We start from the raw sequence: 18,664 nt of genomic DNA on the forward strand, positions 1-18,664 counted from the left end.
CGCCTGTAACCTTGTAAGTTACAGGCGCTTCTCCATTTTGCCAATAGTTTAACCAATATTCAAAGAGGAAATCCAGGTTTGAATTGCTTCCACCAGTACATACTGCTGACGCAAGACGGCCATACCTGTCGTTGGAATACTGGGGTCATTTCCTTTTTCCCGTAAATTATCTTCCAGATAGGATTTTAGGAGACTAACATTTTCCTGAATCTCTGCTATGCACGATTTTTGTTTTTCGGGCGGCAAGGAATCTAAATTCACAATAACAGCGTTAAAGTCCAGAAAAATGTTAATCGGCTTTGCGGAAATCTCAAACATAAGGCGTTCAAATTCTGCTTCTCCGGCTTCCGTTAGGGAGTAAATTGCTTTTTCTGGCATCTTTCCTTCCTTTACGATTTCGCCTCGTATTAGTCCTTTTTCTTCCAGCTGGATAGCCTTTTTATAAATTGAGGGGGTGCTGATTTTTACCCATTTTGATATATTTCTATATTCTACCAACTTTTGAATATCGTAGGCACTCATTGGCTCCTTTTTCAAAATTCCCAACACGATTAAATCTATGGTAGCCATGTGGATCACGCCCTTTCGCTTTGTTCTCTGCATAAAAGAATACTGTCAAATTCACTATAAAATATAGTATTAGATTTTATAGTATTTGTCAAGGCAAATCGCTTTGCCTCTCTTGACATATACTATAAATTATAGTAGTATGATTTATACGGTGGTGTGCTATAATTTATACTACTGTAAATTACACTCGCAAGGAGCGAAAGGAGTATTAACAATGAGTGAACGTAACAGCAAACTTGAGCTTTTGGGAAGTGCGCCCATACCAAAAGCTCTGATGGCGCTCGGCGTACCGATTATGATTGGGATGTTAATCAACGCCCTATATAATCTGGTGGATGCCTATTTTGTGGGCGGACTGGGCAGAAGTCAAATGGGAGCTATTTCCATCGTTTTTCCGTTGGGGCAAGTCGTGGTTGGTTTGGGCCTTATGTTTGGCAACGGAGCCGCATCCTATCTGTCAAGACTTCTGGGACGTGGCGATAAGGATACTGCCAACAAAGTGGCAAGTACAGCCCTGTATAGCAGCCTTCTGATTGGTGCTATTATCATCCTTTTTTCTACGATCTTCCTCAAACCAATTTTGACCATGTTAGGCGCGACAGAAACTATCATGCCGTATGCCCTGACGTACTCAAGAATTTATATACTGTCCTGTGTTTTCAACGTGTTTAACGTAACCATGAACAACATTGTGAGCAGCGAAGGTGCAGCAAAGACAACTATGTGTGCGTTACTGCTGGGAGCTGTCTTGAATATCGGATTAGACCCTCTTTTTATTTACACTTTTAACATGGGGGTTGCCGGTGCAGCAATCGCCACCGCGATTTCGCAGATGGTATCTACACTTGTTTATCTTACATACGTTCTGCGGAAAAGAAGCGCATTTTCTTTCAGCGTAAAAGCATTTTCTCCAACTGGGCAAATGATGGTGGAAATCTTGAAAATCGGTATCCCTACTTTGGTGTTCCAGTTGCTTACAAGTCTTTCGATTACACTGATTAACCGTGCAGCCAGCGATTATGGTGATTCCGTCATTGCAGGCATGGGGGCGGTTACACGAATTACTTCTATGGGAACACTGGTTGTCTTTGGCTTTCTGAAAGGATTCCAGCCTATTGCCGGATTCAGCTATGGGGCAAAGAAGTTTGACCGTCTGCGCGAAGCAATCAAAACCTCGATCATTTGGTCTACAAGTTTCTGCTTGGTTGTGGGCTTGGCAATGGCCATTTTCTCCACACAGATTATCTCTCAATTTACTGATGGAGATACCCAAATGATTTTAGCTGGTCAAAAATCACTGTTTGCAAATGGGATCACATTCATTCTTTTTGGTTTCTACACGGTATATTCCTCTCTATTCCTTGCATTGGGAAAAGGTGCAGCAGGCTTCTTTTTGGGAGCGTGCCGACAAGGCATCTGTTTTGTTCCTGTCATTCTGTTGCTGCCTATGGTATGGGACATGAATGGTATTTTGTATGCTCAACCTATCGCTGATGTGCTTTCCGTAGTGATTACTGTATTTATGGCGGTACATCTTCACAAAGAACTATCTATTGCTGAAAAAAAGGCGACGGCTAACTCCGAAAAGTGAGGGAAAGCCTCTTGACTTTTACTATCGTCAATAGTACTATTGATAATAGTGAAAGTTGGAGGTGTCATTATGTCGTCAATCGATTTGGTCATACTTGGTATTGTATTGGAGAAACCGCAAAGCGCCTATGACATTCAAAAGGATGTGGAGTACCACCATTTTTCGCGCTGGACAAAAATAAGCGTACCTTCTATTTATCGTAAGGTACTCCAGTTGAGCGAGAAGGGGTATCTGCAAAGCGACATTGTTAAAGGTGATAAGTTTGCGGATAAGGCCATCTATTCTATTACCGATCAGGGCAGAGCGTATTTCAAGGAGCTGATGGCCTCTTGCGCCGCTGGCCCCGTACCCTTGTTATTCGATTTCAATGTGGTAATTACCAATTTGAACAAGATGGACAAAGCTGAAGCGTTGGAGCTGGTTTCGGCTTTGCGCCGGAGCATACAGTCCTCGGCTGAATCGAATGAGGGCTATGCGCAGGAATTTGCAGACATTCCTTTGGTTGGGAGAACGATTTTTGAGCAACAGCAGCTTCTCTATCGCGCCCTACTGGAATGGCTGGATCACTTTGAAGGGCAGTTCTTAAAAGAATGAGTACGGCTCCCCAAAGCAGTTTGACCATCCTGTTTGAAGCTCCGTTTTGGATAGGTCTATACGAAAGAACGGATAACGGTAGGTACGAGGTATGCAAAATAACTTTTGGCTCAGAGCCTAAAGACTATGAGGTCTATGAGTTTCTGCTTAAAAATTGGCACAAGTTGAAATTCAGTCCCCCGATCCAGGCCGAAGTAGCCATAGAGAGAAAAGTCAATCCCAAACGTATGCAGCGTGAAATTCAAAGCCAGCTGCAAGATAAAGGCATTGGAACAAAGGCGCAGCAGGCGTTGAAACTCCAGCATGAGCAATGTAAGCTGGAACGGAAAACCAAGAGCCGTGAGCAGAAAGAGGCGGAGAAAGACCGCCAGTTTGCCATACGGCAGGAAAAGAAGAAAGCCAAGCACAGAGGAAGATAACATGAAGATAGAATGGATTTTATGCCCTTTTTGTGGCAGCAAAACGCGATTGAAAATCCGCGATGATACGGTGCTGGAAAACTTTCCGCTATATTGTCCCAAGTGTAAGCACGAAACCTTGATTGCGGTGAGACAACTTAATCTATCCATCATCCAAGAGCCAGACGCTAAGACGCAGAGCCGATAACCCAGAGGAAAAACCTCGCAGGGTATCGGCTCCATTTTTATATTCTCTATAATCTGCCCGGCGGCAGAAAAGAAAAAAACCGTTGCCGGGCAGGGTGGTTTCGTGCGCTTACTCCAAATATCCCAGCGGCGGTTTTGAGAAATCAAGGCCGCCGCTTTCTTTATACCTGAAGGAGTGTGATACCAGAATCGGCGGCCAGCTGAGGGAGCCGCCATGAAAATAATAGTATGTAGTTTATCAAAAAAAGCCTTGCTCATGCCTCGACTCCTTACGCACCGGTATCGGCATTATCCTACTGGTTGATCGGCAATCAGAAGGTATGGAATAAGTATGACGCCAGTTTCCTGCTTTGGGATGCTGGCGTTTTTGCTTGTCCTTTTTTGTGGAAGGGACCCGTATTATGCCGGTGTCGTTCTCCGCCCCATTTCGGCTCACTCGCCAACTGGACCTGTGAACCGAAATGGAGGTACATAATGCAGAAAATCAATCTCCGGGAACTGTATCCCGATATTTATAAAACGGACACTTTTTTGGAAGTGACCGATGAAGTTCAGGCGGTGTTCCTGGCCGACAAACGAGCTGAAGCACGCTACCTGCGCCAGATGTATAACTACAAAGCGCACTACTCTCTGGACTGCGACAATGGCATTGAGAAGGCACTGGTGCAGCACCCGCCGACCCCGGAAGAAATCCTGGAGGACAAGCAGCTGCGCGATCAGCTCTATGCTGCGGTGATGGAGCTGCCGGACAAACAAGCCAAGTGGATCTATGCCCGGTTTTACCTGGGCATGACCGTCAAGGAAATTGCCCAGGCTGAAAGTGTTGATCTCAGCTGGGTATATAAGAGCATAAAGCGCGGTTTGAAGCGCCTGACCAAGAGCTTTTCTGAATAAAACTCTCAGCTTAAATAGGCTGTTTCTGCTAACAGCAATCAGCCTATAATTTGCAGAATGCGGTCCCGTTTTGCGGGCCGCATTCTTTTTCTGTTTTGCGTGATTTCAAAATCCGCACAAATAGAAAAAGACCACGGCCAGCGGTGCGCTGGTCATGGTCGAAAGCGTCCATCGGACGCGCAGCCGCAGAATAAAATTCTGCGTTCATGGGGGCTTGGGGGATACCCTCAACAAGCAGCGCCGGGAGCCGAATGGCTATCCAGGGGCATTGCTTGCCAGTTTTGTCCTTTCGTGCTTCGAATAGACAATAAACTGTTTACGCATTCTCGTTACTCTTGCAACAGTTTATTATCCCCATAAGGATTTACATAATCCGGCGGGCAGAGATTTGTTTCACTCCACAACATCATCTGATTTAAGATTGGAACAAAGCTCTGCCCCATTTCTGTCAAAGAATACTCTACTTTTGGCGGTATCTCTTTATAAATTTCACGGTGTAAAAAGCCGTCCTGTTCCAATTCACGAAGCTGCTTTGTCAGCGAAGATTGAGTAATACCATCCAAACGACGCATTAACTCGTTGAATCTTTGGACTTTATAAAAAGCAATGTACCACAAAATCAATATTTTCCATTTTCCACCTAACACAGCTTGAAGGCTACTCATTGGTACACATCTGGTCATCATATCAGGATTCATAAATTTGTTTTCTGCCATATCGCTATACACCTCCACTAACAGTATATCATATACAGCGCAGAATTTCAATGTACACAACATTTTCACTATTAGTATGAAAAATAATACTACTACTAAAAAAGTTGCGTACTTGAAAAAATTGTTGCATAACAGTACCATTGAAGCAAGCAAAAAGAAAAGGAGTTGATTGCTTATGGAAAACAGACTTTTTACTTCGGAATCGGTTACAGAGGGACATCCTGATAAAGTATGCGACCAAGTTTCAGATGCTGTTCTTGATGCGATTTTAGCGATAGAACCCGAAGCACATGTGGCTTGTGAAGTATCTGCTACAACTGGAGTGATTGTCCTGATGGGCGAGATTTCTGCGAATGCTCTGAATCATGTTGATGTGGAGCAGGTTGTCCGGGATACCGTCAGAAATATTGGTTATTTCGGTAATGATTTCGGTTTTAATGCCGATGGAATCGCAGTAATTTCTGCGCTACATGCTCAATCGCCAGATATTGCACAGGGCGTAAATAATGCGTTGGAAACACGCTCTGGCAAAGATGCTGATATTGGCGCAGGTGATCAGGGTATGGTCTTCGGTTATGCGACGGATGAAACAGAAACATTCATGCCAACCCCTATTTATCTGGCGCATCGGCTTACCCGAAAACTGGCAGAAGTTCGCAAAACTGGCACAATCCCTTATTTGGGGCCGGATGGAAAGGCTCAAGTTTCCGTCGAATATGCAGGACGTAAAGCTGTGAGGGTAGATAGCGTGGTTTTGTCTACGCAGCATTTACCAAATGTGTCCCACGAAATGATTGAGAAAGATATTATTAACAAAGTAATCGTTCCTGTCATTCCGAAAGAATTATTAGACAAGAATACTCGTTACCTTATCAACCCTACCGGGCGTTTTGTTGTAGGTGGCCCACAGGGAGATACTGGACTGACTGGACGAAAAATAATTGTAGATACTTATGGAGGCTTTGCCCGCCACGGCGGTGGTGCTTTTTCAGGAAAAGACCCGACCAAAGTTGACCGCAGTGCTGCTTATGCGGCTCGCTATGTTGCAAAAAATCTGGTGGCCGCCGGTATCGCACACCAATGTGAGATTCAGATTGCCTATGCGATTGGGGTAGCAAAGCCTGTCTCTGTTTTCGTTGATACCTTTGGTACTGGCATTATACCAGACGAACAAATATTAAAGTTGGTTATGGAGCATTTTGATCTTCGTCCATCTGCCATTATGAAAGAACTCAATCTTCGCAGACCGATTTACAAACCAACTGCTGCCTATGGTCACTTCGGCAGAGACGATTTATCTCTCCCGTGGGAACAGATAAATAAAGCCGACATTTTACGGCAGGAATTACTTAAAAACGCATGATTTTGAAAGGAGAAATGATTTATGCACTACGATGGAACGATTTGGCGGCCGCCATATGAAGCCTATTCTTTATTGATTCAGGTCACAGCAGGATGTACGCACCATTCCTGCAAATTCTGTACCTTGTACGAGGACTTGCCTTTCAAATTCCGAATGTCCCCACTGTCGGAAGTGAAAGAAGATCTCGCAGAAGCAAGCCATTATGTAAGGAACACTCCCCGAATTTTCTTTACTGGCGCAAACCCGTTTGTTCTTAGCACAGACAAGCTGAAAACACTGGCAAAGATGGTAAAGGAATATTATCCGAATTACAAGTCGATTGGGTGCTTTGGACGCATAACTGATGTGAAAAATAAAACGGTGGAAGAATTGAAAGAGCTCCGTGCTCTTGGCTATGATGGAATTACCTTTGGTGTGGAAACTGGAGATGATGAAGCCCTTGCTTTTATGAATAAAGGGTATCGGCGGGAAGATATTATTGAACAATGTAAGAAAATGGAAGAATCGGGTATTAGCTACAATTTCTTCTATCTGACCGGAATTTCTGGTGCGGGCCGTGGAGAAATTGGAGCTAAAGCAACCGCAGAGGTCTTTAACCAGTGTCATCCCAAAATCATTGACGCTTCTATGATGACAATTTACAAGACTTCTGAATTGTATAAAGAAATTCAGAAAGGGAATTGGAAAGAAGAAAGCGAGATTGAAAAACTTGCCGAGCTGAAAACCCTGATTGAAAATCTTACTGTAGAAGCCAGATTTGCTACTGATGGCGCCTCCAATCTAATTCAGGTTCGCGGCAACCTCCCTGAAGATCAGAAAAAGCTGGTCAAATATCTGGAACGATTGATTGCAACTGCTGATGAAGCAGCTTTGCGGGAATACAGAGTCAACTTGAAGCACTTATAAGGGACATAAGTATGATACAGGATATTTTCCCTAATATTTATGACAGAACATATTCTAATGAAATCCCGTCTCCTGATGATATGATAATTGCTTTTCGTAACGGCATGGTATTACTTGTTAATACCATGCCCGGAAAGCTCCGTATTCCGCAATTTTCGGATTTTAAGACTGGCTGTAAAACAAAATACCTATTCCGTATCAATACCAGAAAACTCTTTTTGGCAGAGGGATATAAGGAATCAGATTTAGACTGTAAAACAATAGACTGGTATAGTTTAGAAATGGTCTTTACACAATTTCCTGAATGGACACAATTCGCAGTAGTGACGGCCAGACATCTATCAGATTGGTATTACAGAAACCGTTATTGCGGCTGTTGTGGTTCCCTTATGCGGGCTCATTATTCCGAAAGAGCTATGGTATGTTCTGAATGTGGAGATATCGTCTATCCAGTTATTTCTCCGGTTATCATTGTAGGCGTAACTGACCATGACAAACTGCTTCTTACCAAATATGCCAATAATGAATTTAAGATGCACGGATTGATTGCCGGGTATGTAGAAATCGGAGAAACTTTAGAGGCCGCTGTGATACGTGAAGTACGCGAAGAAGTAGGACTTGCAATCAAAAATCTCCGCTATTTTGGAAGTCAGCCTTGGGGTTTAACACATATACTGATTGCTGGATTCTTTGCTGAAGTAGATGGAAACAGCCAGATTCATTTGGATGAAAAGGAATTATCTAAGGGCATTTGGGTTTCAAGGGATGAACTGCCACATGAATTAAATGATATAAGTATCACATACGAGATGATAGAAGCATTTCGTAATAATCAAATATAGAAAGGGGATGCTTATGCACTTTACAGGTCGTACATGGCGCCCACCATATGAAGCGAGCTCATTTATTGTTCAGGTCACCTCCGGCTGTACCCATAATAAATGTCATTTTTGCAGTCTTTACAAAAACGAATGTTTTCGGATGTCGCCTATTCAAGAATTTGAAGAAGATTTGGCTGAACTTCAAAAATATCAGCCAACAGCCCGACGCATTTTCCTGACAGGAGCTAACCCGTTTGTAATGAGCTATGAGAATTTAGTGAAGAGGGCACTTCTGGTGCATGACTATCTTGTGGAATGCCAAAACATAGCGATGTTCTCAAGCATCCGGGATATAAAAAGCAAAAAGGTGTGGCAGTTAAGACGATTGCGGGCGTTGGGTATTAACGGACTTAGCATCGGTACAGAATCCGGCGATGATGCGACCTTGCTACTTGCAAATAAAGGTTACACAGCAAAAGAATTAATTGAACAATGCCGAAAACTGGACGATGCAAGAATGGAATATTACTTTGTCTACATGACAGGACTTGCCGGGAAAGGGAATAGCTATCGAAATGCCGTCAACAGTGCAAAAGTATTCAGTAAAGTAAATCCCCGATTCATTTCCGTTGATTCACTGACCCTATTTCCTGATACTGAACTATACCAAATGGCACAGCGAGGCGAGTTTATTCCCGCTGGAGAAAAAGAACGAATTGAAGAATTACAGGTTTTTATCAGTAATCTTCAAATTCGTACACACCTGTTTGCAAATTCCAAATCTAATTATTATCCAGTGACCGCATACTTGCCCAATGAGCGCGAAAAAGTGATTGGACAATTACAATATATCCTGGATACTGTGGATGAATCAGAGATGGTTGAATATAGAAACAACCTAAAATCATTATAATAAAAAACATCTGCCGCAATGCCCAGAATTTTACTTTTGGTTTTGGCTACAAAGGAGCTGGACATCCAGACCGTCCAGATAGCGGTTTCCCCATTGGCACATTGCATCCAGAATGGGAACAATGCTCTGTCCAAATTGGGTAAGGGAATATACCGTCTTGGGCGGCTTTTCTGGAATCACTTCTCGATGAATCATGCCGCTGTTTTCCAGGTCGTGAAGCTGCTGCGAAAGCATCTTCGGCGTGGCGTTTGGAATCAACCGCTGCAACTCCATATAGTGTAATGGATGGTCAATCAGATGCCAGAGGATTAACGGCTTATACTTGCCGCCGATCAAAGACAAGGTTGCCTCCACCGGGCAGTTGAATTGATTTTTTTCACATTTCATAAAATGAATCTCCTTTCCCGCAAGGTGCTATCTTTTTGGGAAGTATCTTCCGAAAAGGTGCATTCTTGCGGATTTGTTTTCAAGTGCTACAATTAGGTCAATGGTTGATTTGATATGTTCAAAATAAAAATAATGAAAGGACTTTATACTATGGATTTTGTTACGATTGCAAAGCAGCGTATGTCGGTACGCGATTACAAGGAAACGAAGGTGGAGCCTGAGAAGCTGGAGAAGATTCTGGAGGCTGCTCATGTGGCCCCGACCGCCGCCAACCTTCAGCCGGTTCGTCTGATCGCTGTTCAGAGCGAGGAAGGTCTTGCGAAGATCAGCAAAGCGGCCAACATCTATGGTGCGCCCCTGGCCATCATTGTTTGCGCCGATCACGACAAGGCGTGGGTACGGCCTTTCGATCAGAAGCAGACCGGCGACATTGACGCCTCCATCCTGACCGACCACATGATGCTCCAGGCCACGGAGCTGGGCCTTGGAACGGTGTGGGTGTGCTACTTCAAACCCGATGTTCTGCGTAAGGAATTTGACCTTCCGGCCAACCTGGAGCCGGTCAACATTCTGGTTGTCGGCTATTCCGATGAAGGAACCGGCGACCCCAATCGTTTCGATAAGCAGCGCATCCCGATGAGCCAGTTGGTTTCCTACGAAACTCTGTAATTGAATAACCGGCGCAGCCCCTGCAAAACAGCACAGGGGCTGCGTTTTTATCTTTCTGAAATATGGGCGTAGGTTTCTTCAAGAATCCACCGGATATGTTCGTCCTGCAAGGAATAGATCACATTTTTCCCGGCTTTACGCGATTGCACTAATCGGACGATCCGAAGCGCACGAAGCTGGTGGGATATGGCCGATTCTGTAACCTCCATCTTTTGTGCCAGCTCACTGACACAGGAATCTTTCTGCATCAGATACCAAAGTATCCGCATCCGTGTGTAGTCTCCCATAGCTTTGTGAAGTTCGGTTAGTTGTTCCAATTCTCTGGGGCTTGGAACGGAAAAGGTTGTTTTCTCTGTTTCGTTCATGTATTTTCTCCAATCTACAATGAAGCTGTTTGACAGGCAAGAGTTATGTCGGTATCATAGTCAAAGGAAGGAGCTGATCTTTATGCCGCATTATAATCTACCCCACAACCACGGACAGAATATTGAAAAGGTATTAAATAAAATGCCCTCTGCGGAAGGCTTTAAGGATATAGCGTTTCTATTTCAGCAGCTTGGCGATCCGACCCGGCTGCGGATTCTATGGCTGCTGTGCCATTGCGAGGAATGTGTATGTAATCTTGCGGTGGCTGTGGATATGAGCGCCCCTGCTGTGTCGCATCATTTGCGAATACTAAAAAAGAGCGGGATCATTTCAAGCCGGAGGGACGGAAAAGAAGTCTATTATTCTTTGTCGGATACGCCGCAGGCAAAGCTCCTGCACCGCTCCATAGATGCACTGTTTGAAATATCATGTCCGACTGAAATATAATAAAGAAATGCGCCGCAGCGTTTGAAAGTTGCGGCGCATTTCTATTGCGCTTAACCCTGATCCCGGCTGCCCGCTGGCATATCCGGCAGCTTAACCCGCATAGCGCGGATCGCATTGAGAATAGCAATAATAGAAACGCCTACATCAGCGAACACAGCCGCCCACATATTCGCATAACCCAGCGCACCCAAAATCAGAACCAGGAACTTAACGCCCAGGGCAAAGACGATGTTCTGATTTGCAATGCGGATTGTTTTGCGGGCAATCTTCATAACTGCGGCAATTTTGGACGGTTCATCCGTCATAAGAACAACGTCGGCAGCTTCAATGGCCGCATCGGAACCCAAGTCGCCCATAGCAATACCTACATCGGCCCTCGCCAGTACGGGAGCGTCATTGATACCATCCCCGACAAAGGCCAGCGTACCTTTTTCGCTTTTCTGATTCAGCAGGCTTTCCACACGGTCAACCTTATCAGCCGGAAGTAGCTCTGTATAAGCCTGATCCAGCCCCAGCCGCCCCGCGACTTTCTTACCAACGGCATCTGCATCACCGGTCAACATGACCGTTTTGCGGATACCGGCAGATTTCAGAAGCTTGATTGCCGCCGGAGCGTCGCTCTTGATCTCGTCCTCAATGACGATACATCCAGCGTATTTCCCGTCACAGGCCAGATAGACCACGGTGCCGACAGCGGAGGATGGCGTGTACTTAATATGTTCTTTCTCCATCAGCTTGGTGTTTCCGGCCAGAATCGTTTTCCCGTCAATCACGGCCTGTACGCCGTGACCGGCAATTTCCTGGACATCGGAAACCCGGCTGTTGTCGATTTTCTCTCCATAGGCGTTCTTGATAGAAAGAGAAATCGGGTGGTTGGAGTAATCCTCTGCGTATGCGGCCAGCTCCAAAAGCTGCGCTTCCTCCATGCCGACAGGGTGGATCTCGCTGACCGCAAAGGAGCCTTTTGTCAGTGTGCCGGTCTTATCAAAGACCACGACCTCGGTATTTGCCAGCGCCTCCAGATAGTTGCTGCCCTTTACCAGAACGCCGATCTTGGATGCGCCGCCGATGCCTCCGAAGAAACTAAGCGGAATGGAAATGACCAGCGCACAGGGGCAGGAAATCACCAGGAAGGTCAAGGCCCGGTAAATCCAGGTGCTGAATGGCTGCTGGGTAATCAATGGCGGCAGGATCGCCAGCGCCAGAGCAGCGAATACCACTACCGGGGTGTAGTACCTGGCAAAGCGCGTGATGAAATTCTCAATACGGCCCTTCTTATCGCTTGCGTTTTCCACAAGGTCAAGGATTTTGGCTACGGTGGATTCTCCAAATTCCTTTGTGGTCTGGATGTTCAGGATGCCGGTCTGGTTGATACAGCCACTGATGACCTCCATTCCCGGCTCCACCTCGCGGGACATGGATTCTCCGGTCAGGGCCGAAGTGTCCAGGGTGGAAAAGCCTTTGAGAATCGTACCGTCCAGCGGGATGCGCTCTCCAGGTTTCACAACAATGGTTTCTCCGATCTGAACCTCGTCCGGGTCAACCTGAACCAGCTTTCCGTCCCTTTCGATGTTGGCATAGTCCGGGCGAATGTCCATCAGGCTTGCGATAGATTTTCTGGACTTGGACACCGCATAGGACTGGAACCATTCGCCCACCTGATAAAACAGCATAACGGCAACGCCTTCGGAATGTTCTCCTAAAATCAGTGCGCCGATGGTGGCAATCGTCATAAGGAAATTTTCGTCAAACACCTGTCCATGCAGGATGTTTGTGATCGCTTTCCACACAATATCCCATCCGACAACTGCATAGCAGACGAGAAAGACGATCATCTCCGCCAATTCGGGAAGATGGAGCAAACTGCCAGCAAGAAACAGCACTGCCGCCACGATAATGCGGGCGAGTAAGTGCTTTTGTTTTCGTGTCATAGTATGTTCTCCTTTCGTCGCAGCAAAAGCGTGTCACGCTTCTGCTGTGTATTGATGAAAAAACACCGGCTACCAGGTTGGCAGCCGGTGTCCAGCTTTTCATTACGCCTTAACAGTTACATCCGGCTCGATCTTCTTAATCAGCGCCTTTGCTTCGGCCAGAACAGCGTCAAACTGATCGTCCGGCGCTTCCAGAATCATCTTCTGGCCCAGGAAGTTGACGGATACGCTGGTCACGCCATCGATCTTCTTTACGGCGTTCTGGATTTTGTCAGCACAATGACCGCAGTCCAGGTCAATCAGTTTAATGGTCTTTTTCATGGAGAAAGCCCCCTTTCATTTTGATATTTGGTTGGTTTGATATGGTTGAACAATTAAAAGATTGTTTAATCGTTCATGCTGCCAGTATATTCACGAAAGCCCTCAAAGTCAATGGATTCGGGAGCGGTTCTGCCCTTTGGATTGGAAAACCTGCTGATTGGATTTTCTGCAAAAAAATCCGTTTCTCTTTGGATGAAAAAAGATCCATTTGGATGAAAAAAGATCCATTATGGAGCGGACTGGAACAAAAGTTATCTTGTATAATGAAATTTAACCATATAGTTAGGAGATACAAGACTTGAAATTATTTGTAGCTGTTCTGCTTGGCTTGATAAGTGCCGCTGTCGGTATCTGGTTCTCGTTTTTTAATCCCGGTATGGGGCCGGTAATGTCGATCAGTATTATTGGGGCCGGAATTATATACGTTCTATCGCAGAAGAAGGATAGTTGATAAAATTTGAGAATGGGGAGAGATAAAGCATGGATAGTAACACAAAAGTTCTTTTTGGCATCTTTTGCTTGATGCTCACGCTTATATTTCTATACGCTTTAACGGCGGTGGGTTTGACGGCAACGATTCGGCTTTCATAGTTCTTATTTTAGCGGTAATATCCTTGATAGTCGGTTTGATTTCCGGCATTTCGGGTTTTATTTCAAGTCGGAAAAAATAATAATGCTCTGTCACACGGGGGAGTTTGCTGTTGAAGCAAGCTCCCCTTGTTCTTTTCAGAAAACAGCTAAATGGAGTTGAAAGCCTGCCCATCAGAGCGGACAAAAAGCCATGCTGGCCGCTATAATGAAAATCGTTCAAAGACCTTGTGCGTAGACTTTATGATCGGGGCTGTGGCATCTTTCCCCCAAGGTGTCAAACGCCCCTTTTCATAACAGTATTTAGTTCCCTACGGGGGAGGGGTACTCGCACAAATCTTCATAAGAAAGAAGGGATGATTTTGCAAAAGGAGCAATTTGACATTACGGGTATGACTTGCTCGGCCTGCTCTACCAGAGTGGAAAAGAACGTGGCAAAGCTACCTGGCATCAAAGAAGTGTCCGTCAACCTGTTAAAAAACAGCATGGTTGCTTCTTATGATGAATCCGTTTTGGATACGGCGGGAATCGTCCAGGCCGTTGAAAAGGCCGGTTATGGTGCTATTCCCAAAGCCTCCACACAAAACAAGAGCCGCACGACTACACCGGCAGCAAAACCGGAGGTCAGTACGGCGCAGGCAGAATACAAGCAGATGAAACAGCGGCTGCTGCTTTCTGCCCTGTTCACAATTCCGCTGTTCTATATATCTATGGGTCACATGATGGGATGGCCGCTCCCCGGCTTCCTGCTGGGGATGGAAAATGCAATCAGCTTTGCATTTACCCAATTCCTGCTGCTGATCCCGGTAGTGTTTATCAACTTCAAATACTACCGGATGGGCTTCAAGACCCTGTTCCACGGTTCGCCTAACATGGATTCGCTGATTGCGATAGGTTCCAGCGCCGCAATCGTTTATGGCGTTTACGCCATTTACAAAATCGGCATTGGATTCGGTCATAGTGATATGGCTACGGTTCACAGCTTTATGATGGATTTGTATTTTGAATCCGCAGGCATGATCCTGACCCTCATTACCCTGGGCAAAACCTTGGAGGCCCGCGCAAAGGGTAAGACTTCGGATGCAATCACAAAGCTGATGAATCTGGCTCCCAAAACGGCTACCGTGGAGCGGGACGGGAAAGAGCTTCAAGTGCCTGTGGAAGAAGTGCAGTTGGGCGAAACCCTGATTGTCAAGGCCGGTGAGTCTGTGGCGGTGGATGGTATTGTCATAGAGGGCTTTTCTTCCGTTGATGAATCTGCTCTGACCGGCGAGAGCATTCCGGTGGAGAAGCATATCGGGGACAAAGTGATCGGCGCAACCACAAGTAAGTCCGGCTATTTCAAGATGCAGGCTACCAAGGTGGGTGACGATACCACGCTGGCACAGATCGTCCGGCTGGTGGATGAAGCGACCAGTTCCAAGGCCCCTATTGCGAAACTGGCCGATAAGGTCAGCGGCATGTTTGTGCCGGTAGTCATCAGCATTGCGCTGATCGCGGTTGTTGTTTGGCTGCTGTTGGGATACGGATTTGAATTTGCCCTGTCAATCGGTATTTCCGTCCTGGTTATTTCCTGCCCCTGTGCGCTGGGACTTGCAACGCCTACGGCCATTATGGTCGGGACCGGAAAGGGTGCAAATAACGGTATCCTGATTAAGTCGGCGGAGGCCCTGGAAACGGCTCATAGTATTGATACGGTTGTTCTGGATAAGACCGGAACAATCACCCAGGGAACGCCCATCGTGACAAGTATGCTCTGCAAGGAGGGCATCCGGCAAAAAGAGCTGCTGCGGATCGCCGCCTCGCTGGAGAAGCTGTCCGAGCATCCTTTGGCGGACGCGATTGTGGCGGAGGCTGAAAAAGCAGAGCTTTCTTTCCTCCCGGTGGATGATTTCAAGCAGATTCCCGGCCAGGGCCTTGTCGGTCAGATTAAAAATGAAACCTGTCTTGCCGGAAACCGCCGACTGATGGCGGCAAATGGTATCAACGGCGGCTCACTCCTTCCATTAGGTGAGGAAATGGCTGTTGACGGGAAAACACCGCTGTTCTTTGCCCGTGGCGGGCAGCTCATTGGTGTCATTGCCGTGGCAGATGTAGTCAAGCCTACCAGCAAGCAGGCCATAGCGGAATTGACCGGCATGGGCATTGAGGTGATCATGCTGACCGGCGATAATGCGAAAACCGCAGAAGCAATTCGCCGTCAGGTCGGCGTGGATCGTGTCGTGGCAGAGGTATTTCCCCAGGACAAGGAAAAGGAGATCCGCCGTTTACAGAACGCCGGTAAGAAAGTGGCGATGGTCGGTGACGGTATCAACGATGCTCCGGCTCTTGCCAGAGCTGATGTTGGCATTGCCATCGGAGCCGGTACAGATGTGGCGATTGAATCAGCGGATATTGTTTTGATGAAAAGCGATCTGCTGGATGTGTCTACGGCGATCCAGCTTAGTAAGGCGGTTATCCGCAACATCAAGCAAAATCTGTTTTGGGCTTTTATCTACAACATCATCGGGATTCCGGTGGCGGCAGGCGTGTTCTATCTGCCCTTTGCATTGAAGCTGAACCCCATGATCGGCGCTTTTGCCATGAGCTTCAGCTCGGTATTTGTGGTGTCCAATGCCCTGCGGCTGCGGTGGTTCAAGGCAAAACACATCTCTCACATAGAGCCGAATATGGTTCAGATGGGTCAATCGACAGTTATCAAAAAAGAACGAAAAGGAGCAATTCAAATGGAAAAAGTATTGAACATCGAAGGTATGGTTTGCGGAAACTGTGTAAAGCACGTTGATAAGGCGCTGCGGGGCATCCAGGGGGTCAAGGATGTAGCGGTTCACCTGGAGAGCAAGTCGGCCCAGGTGCAGCTTAACCAAGATGTGCCGGATGATGTGCTGAAAACTGCCATCGAGGATGCTGGCTATCAGCTCGTCAGTATCCAGTGACGGGCCGTTTATGAAGGCAAAAAAAGGCGATATTACGCATAAGCTAAAGATCGCCAGAGGACAATTAGACGGTATCCTGCAAATGGTCGAGGAAGATCGTTATTGCGTGGATATTTCCAATCAGCTTCTTGCTACGCAGGCGTTATTAAAAAGCGCCAATCAGCAGATTTTGCAGGCCCATATACGAAGCTGCGTCCGAGAGGCCCTGCAAACGGACGCTGTAAATCCAAAACTGGAAGAAGCCCTGAAACTGCTGGAAAAAATGATACAGTAACACTGGGAGCGGAAAGGGATTGTGTGCCTTTCCGCTCCTGATTTTGTTTCAGATTGGATTGCAAATTCTGCGATTAGGAGCGTACAAAGAAGCCCGGATTTTATATACTTTATATGGTTGGTTAGACATGGCTAATAAATATAGACCAGGAGGAATAGAGTGATGAAACAGGCACTTGACACAAGAACAAAACTTTTAACAAAAAGTCCCTGGCCCCTTATGATTGAACTTAGCATCCCTGCGGTTCTCGGTATGGTGGTTGTTGGGCTTTATAACATGATGGATTCCATCTTTGTCGGCCAAATGGTCGGTGATGTGCAGATGGGAGCCATATCGGTATCTTATCCATTGACGCTGATAAATGCCGGATCAGCGGCCATGCTGGGCGTGGGTTCTGCATCGGTGCTGTCCCGCGCTATCGGCAAGAAGGACGAAAACACGATTAAGAAGATCATGGGCAATCTGGTTGCGATGGTTCTTCTGCTGTCCGTTATTTACACCGTTGTGGGTATGGTGTTCACCCGCCAGCTCCTGTCCCTGACCGGAGCCAGCGACAACATTCTGAATTACGCTGAGAAATATCTGCGGATCGTGTTCGCCGGTTCTCTGTTCGTAAACTTCTTCCAGAGCGCCAACATGGTAATCCGTGGAGAAGGTCAGCTCAAAAAGGCAATGACGATTATTGCCAGCGGCGCTATTTTGAACATCATCCTTGACCCCATTTTTATCAGCATCCTGAATCCTTATGGTATGGGAATTGAAGCCGCTGCTTATGCAACGATTTTCTCCCAATTTGTCCAGGCCGCGATTACTCTGTGGTATTTCAAGAAGAAAAGCCCTCATGTGAAGATCGGACGCGTCCGCATTGACGGAGAGCTGCTTCCCCAGGTTCTTTCTGTTGGCGTATCTGCCCTGTTAATGCAGATTTTGACCCTGGTACAGCAGACGGTGATCTATCGTGTGGCCGCGGGTTATGGCGGTGAAACTTCACAGCTCCTGTTGAGCGCGGCTCTCCGCTTCTGGAATTTCTCTTTTGTCCCGCTGTGGGGTATCAGTCAGGGCTTCCAGCCTGCCGCCGGTACAAACTACGGTGCAAAGGACTATGACCGGGTAAAGACCCTGACCAGAGTTTTCATTACCGCTGCAACGCTGCTATCTCTGGTATTCTATATCCCCGCCGAGCTGTTCCCGGAAAAGATTTTGTCCATGTTCCTGACAACGCCGGGTATCGCCGCATCGGGTGCTACAAACTTCCGTATCATGTTCAGCACCTATGTCCTGCAAGGCAGCTTTATGATTGCCGTAACCCTGTTCCAGTCTTTGGGTAAGGCGAAAAAGGCAACCTGGCTGGTGCTGTTCCGTCAGATCATCCTGTTTATCCCGCTCTGTGTGGTTCTGCCGATGATCGGCGGCATGGGTATCCGTGGTGTCTGGCTGGCGATTGCTCTGACCGATGCAATCCTAGTTGTCATTACCGTTTCCATGATGCTTTTTGAGTTCCGTAAGCTGCCAGCGACTTCTTCCGTGAACCGGTAAGGAGGGAACGCTTATGTACCTTTGCGATGGAAAAATAGGAAACGAATATAAAGTTGAGGATATTGAGCTGCCTACCAATATAGAAAAGCGCCTGGAGGCCCTGGGGATGACCCGTGGAACCTCTGTCGCTGTTCTGAACAGTAAAAATCACGGTGTCTTGATTGTGAAAGTAAGGGGGACACGTTTTGCACTTGGGCGCAATATCACAAAGAATATTTTAGTGGGGTAAAATTCCG

Annotated in this window: 23 protein-coding genes; 17 read left to right on the forward strand and 6 right to left on the reverse strand. The window is 46.6% G+C overall.

Features of this window, described 5'->3' with window-relative positions; translation table 11 throughout:
- Window positions 1–48 precede the first annotated feature (48 nt).
- A complete protein-coding gene (locus G614_RS0115270; protein WP_027642648.1) occupies window positions 49–570 on the reverse strand; it encodes a PadR family transcriptional regulator in 522 nt (173 codons plus the stop codon).
- Window positions 571–784: 214 nt separating this feature from the next.
- Here G614_RS0115270 and G614_RS0115275 point away from each other — a divergent pair, with 214 nt between their 5' ends.
- The 5 genes from G614_RS0115275 (at window position 785) to G614_RS0115300 (ending at window position 4,254) form a co-directional block, all read left to right on the forward strand.
- Window positions 785–2,161, forward strand: a complete 1,377-nt coding sequence (locus tag G614_RS0115275) for an MATE family efflux transporter (protein ID WP_027642649.1) — start codon at window positions 785–787, stop codon at window positions 2,159–2,161.
- A gap of 69 nt (window positions 2,162–2,230) precedes the next feature.
- The gene (locus tag G614_RS0115280) at window positions 2,231–2,755 is read left to right on the forward strand and encodes a PadR family transcriptional regulator (RefSeq protein ID WP_027642650.1); all 525 of its coding nucleotides are present in this window, start codon (window positions 2,231–2,233) and stop codon (window positions 2,753–2,755) included.
- The gene (locus G614_RS0115285) at window positions 2,752–3,174 is read left to right on the forward strand and encodes a YjdF family protein (RefSeq protein ID WP_027642651.1); all 423 of its coding nucleotides are present in this window, start codon (window positions 2,752–2,754) and stop codon (window positions 3,172–3,174) included. Before G614_RS0115280 ends, G614_RS0115285 begins: the two co-directional genes overlap by 4 nt.
- 1 nt (window position 3,175) lies before the next feature.
- Window positions 3,176–3,361 carry a cysteine-rich KTR domain-containing protein gene (locus tag G614_RS0115290; RefSeq protein ID WP_009260154.1) on the forward strand — a complete coding sequence of 62 codons (186 nt, stop codon included), beginning with the start codon at window positions 3,176–3,178 and terminating at the stop codon, window positions 3,359–3,361.
- Between the two features lie 473 nt (window positions 3,362–3,834).
- Window positions 3,835–4,254: an RNA polymerase sigma factor gene (locus G614_RS0115300; protein WP_027642652.1), complete on the forward strand. Its 420-nt coding sequence runs from the start codon at window positions 3,835–3,837 to the stop codon at window positions 4,252–4,254.
- A gap of 329 nt (window positions 4,255–4,583) precedes the next feature.
- On the opposite strand, the gene G614_RS0115305 is transcribed toward G614_RS0115300, so the two are convergent.
- Entirely contained in the window at window positions 4,584–4,970 is a 387-nt protein-coding gene (locus G614_RS0115305) for a winged helix-turn-helix transcriptional regulator (RefSeq protein ID WP_027642653.1), read from the reverse strand.
- 175 nt (window positions 4,971–5,145) lie between these two features.
- On the opposite strand from G614_RS0115305, the gene metK reads away from it, so the two are divergent.
- The 4 genes from metK to G614_RS0115325 are packed head-to-tail and all read left to right on the forward strand — an operon-like array spanning window position 5,146 to window position 8,973.
- Window positions 5,146–6,333: a methionine adenosyltransferase gene (metK, locus tag G614_RS0115310; protein ID WP_027642654.1), complete on the forward strand. Its 1,188-nt coding sequence runs from the start codon at window positions 5,146–5,148 to the stop codon at window positions 6,331–6,333.
- Window positions 6,334–6,354: 21 nt separating this feature from the next.
- Complete coding sequence (locus G614_RS0115315; RefSeq protein ID WP_027642655.1) at window positions 6,355–7,239, forward strand: radical SAM protein; 885 nt, start codon at window positions 6,355–6,357, stop codon at window positions 7,237–7,239.
- An 11-nt stretch (window positions 7,240–7,250) separates the two neighbouring features.
- Window positions 7,251–8,081 (forward strand): NAD(+) diphosphatase, encoded by an 831-nt coding sequence (nudC, locus tag G614_RS0115320; RefSeq protein WP_027642656.1) that lies wholly within the window; start codon window positions 7,251–7,253, stop codon window positions 8,079–8,081.
- Between the two features lie 13 nt (window positions 8,082–8,094).
- Window positions 8,095–8,973, forward strand: a complete 879-nt coding sequence (locus G614_RS0115325) for a radical SAM protein (protein ID WP_027642657.1) — start codon at window positions 8,095–8,097, stop codon at window positions 8,971–8,973.
- Between the two features lie 30 nt (window positions 8,974–9,003).
- Here G614_RS0115325 and G614_RS0115330 read toward each other — a convergent pair whose 3' ends face one another.
- Window positions 9,004–9,360: a winged helix-turn-helix transcriptional regulator gene (locus G614_RS0115330; RefSeq protein WP_027642658.1), complete on the reverse strand. Its 357-nt coding sequence runs from the start codon at window positions 9,358–9,360 to the stop codon at window positions 9,004–9,006.
- A gap of 150 nt (window positions 9,361–9,510) precedes the next feature.
- On the opposite strand from G614_RS0115330, the gene G614_RS0115335 reads away from it, so the two are divergent.
- Window positions 9,511–10,029, forward strand: a complete 519-nt coding sequence (locus G614_RS0115335; RefSeq protein WP_027642659.1) for a nitroreductase family protein — start codon at window positions 9,511–9,513, stop codon at window positions 10,027–10,029.
- Between the two features lie 47 nt (window positions 10,030–10,076).
- Here G614_RS0115335 and G614_RS0115340 read toward each other — a convergent pair whose 3' ends face one another.
- Entirely contained in the window at window positions 10,077–10,394 is a 318-nt protein-coding gene (locus G614_RS0115340) for an ArsR/SmtB family transcription factor (protein WP_027642660.1), read from the reverse strand.
- 82 nt (window positions 10,395–10,476) lie between these two features.
- Between G614_RS0115340 and G614_RS0115345 the strand changes: the two genes are divergently transcribed.
- On the forward strand, window positions 10,477–10,842 hold the full coding sequence (locus G614_RS0115345) for an ArsR/SmtB family transcription factor (protein ID WP_027642661.1): 366 nt from the start codon (window positions 10,477–10,479) through the stop codon (window positions 10,840–10,842).
- A gap of 50 nt (window positions 10,843–10,892) precedes the next feature.
- Here G614_RS0115345 and G614_RS0115350 read toward each other — a convergent pair whose 3' ends face one another.
- On the reverse strand, window positions 10,893–12,773 hold the full coding sequence (locus G614_RS0115350) for a heavy metal translocating P-type ATPase (RefSeq protein ID WP_027642662.1): 1,881 nt from the start codon (window positions 12,771–12,773) through the stop codon (window positions 10,893–10,895).
- A gap of 102 nt (window positions 12,774–12,875) precedes the next feature.
- Window positions 12,876–13,094, reverse strand: a complete 219-nt coding sequence (locus G614_RS0115355) for a heavy-metal-associated domain-containing protein (protein WP_027642663.1) — start codon at window positions 13,092–13,094, stop codon at window positions 12,876–12,878.
- 41 nt (window positions 13,095–13,135) lie between these two features.
- Here G614_RS0115355 and G614_RS0115360 point away from each other — a divergent pair, with 41 nt between their 5' ends.
- From G614_RS0115360 to G614_RS0115385, 6 genes are all read left to right on the forward strand, one after another.
- Entirely contained in the window at window positions 13,136–13,396 is a 261-nt protein-coding gene (locus tag G614_RS0115360) for a hypothetical protein (protein ID WP_155245057.1), read from the forward strand.
- The gene (locus G614_RS31330; RefSeq protein WP_155245058.1) at window positions 13,393–13,545 is read left to right on the forward strand and encodes a hypothetical protein; all 153 of its coding nucleotides are present in this window, start codon (window positions 13,393–13,395) and stop codon (window positions 13,543–13,545) included. The genes G614_RS0115360 and G614_RS31330 overlap by 4 nt, the downstream gene beginning before the upstream one ends.
- A gap of 499 nt (window positions 13,546–14,044) precedes the next feature.
- A complete protein-coding gene (locus G614_RS0115370; protein ID WP_027642665.1) occupies window positions 14,045–16,618 on the forward strand; it encodes a heavy metal translocating P-type ATPase in 2,574 nt (857 codons plus the stop codon).
- Window positions 16,619–16,628: 10 nt separating this feature from the next.
- Entirely contained in the window at window positions 16,629–16,892 is a 264-nt protein-coding gene (locus G614_RS0115375) for a metal-sensing transcriptional repressor (protein ID WP_027642666.1), read from the forward strand.
- Window positions 16,893–17,054: 162 nt separating this feature from the next.
- On the forward strand, window positions 17,055–18,428 hold the full coding sequence (locus tag G614_RS0115380) for an MATE family efflux transporter (protein ID WP_027642667.1): 1,374 nt from the start codon (window positions 17,055–17,057) through the stop codon (window positions 18,426–18,428).
- Window positions 18,429–18,441: 13 nt separating this feature from the next.
- Window positions 18,442–18,657, forward strand: a complete 216-nt coding sequence (locus tag G614_RS0115385) for a FeoA family protein (protein ID WP_027642668.1) — start codon at window positions 18,442–18,444, stop codon at window positions 18,655–18,657.
- The last annotated feature ends 7 nt before the right edge of the window (window positions 18,658–18,664 follow it).

It is taken from the genome of [Clostridium] clostridioforme AGR2157, assembly GCF_000424325.1.
GTDB lineage: Bacteria > Bacillota > Clostridia > Lachnospirales > Lachnospiraceae > Enterocloster > Enterocloster clostridioformis_A.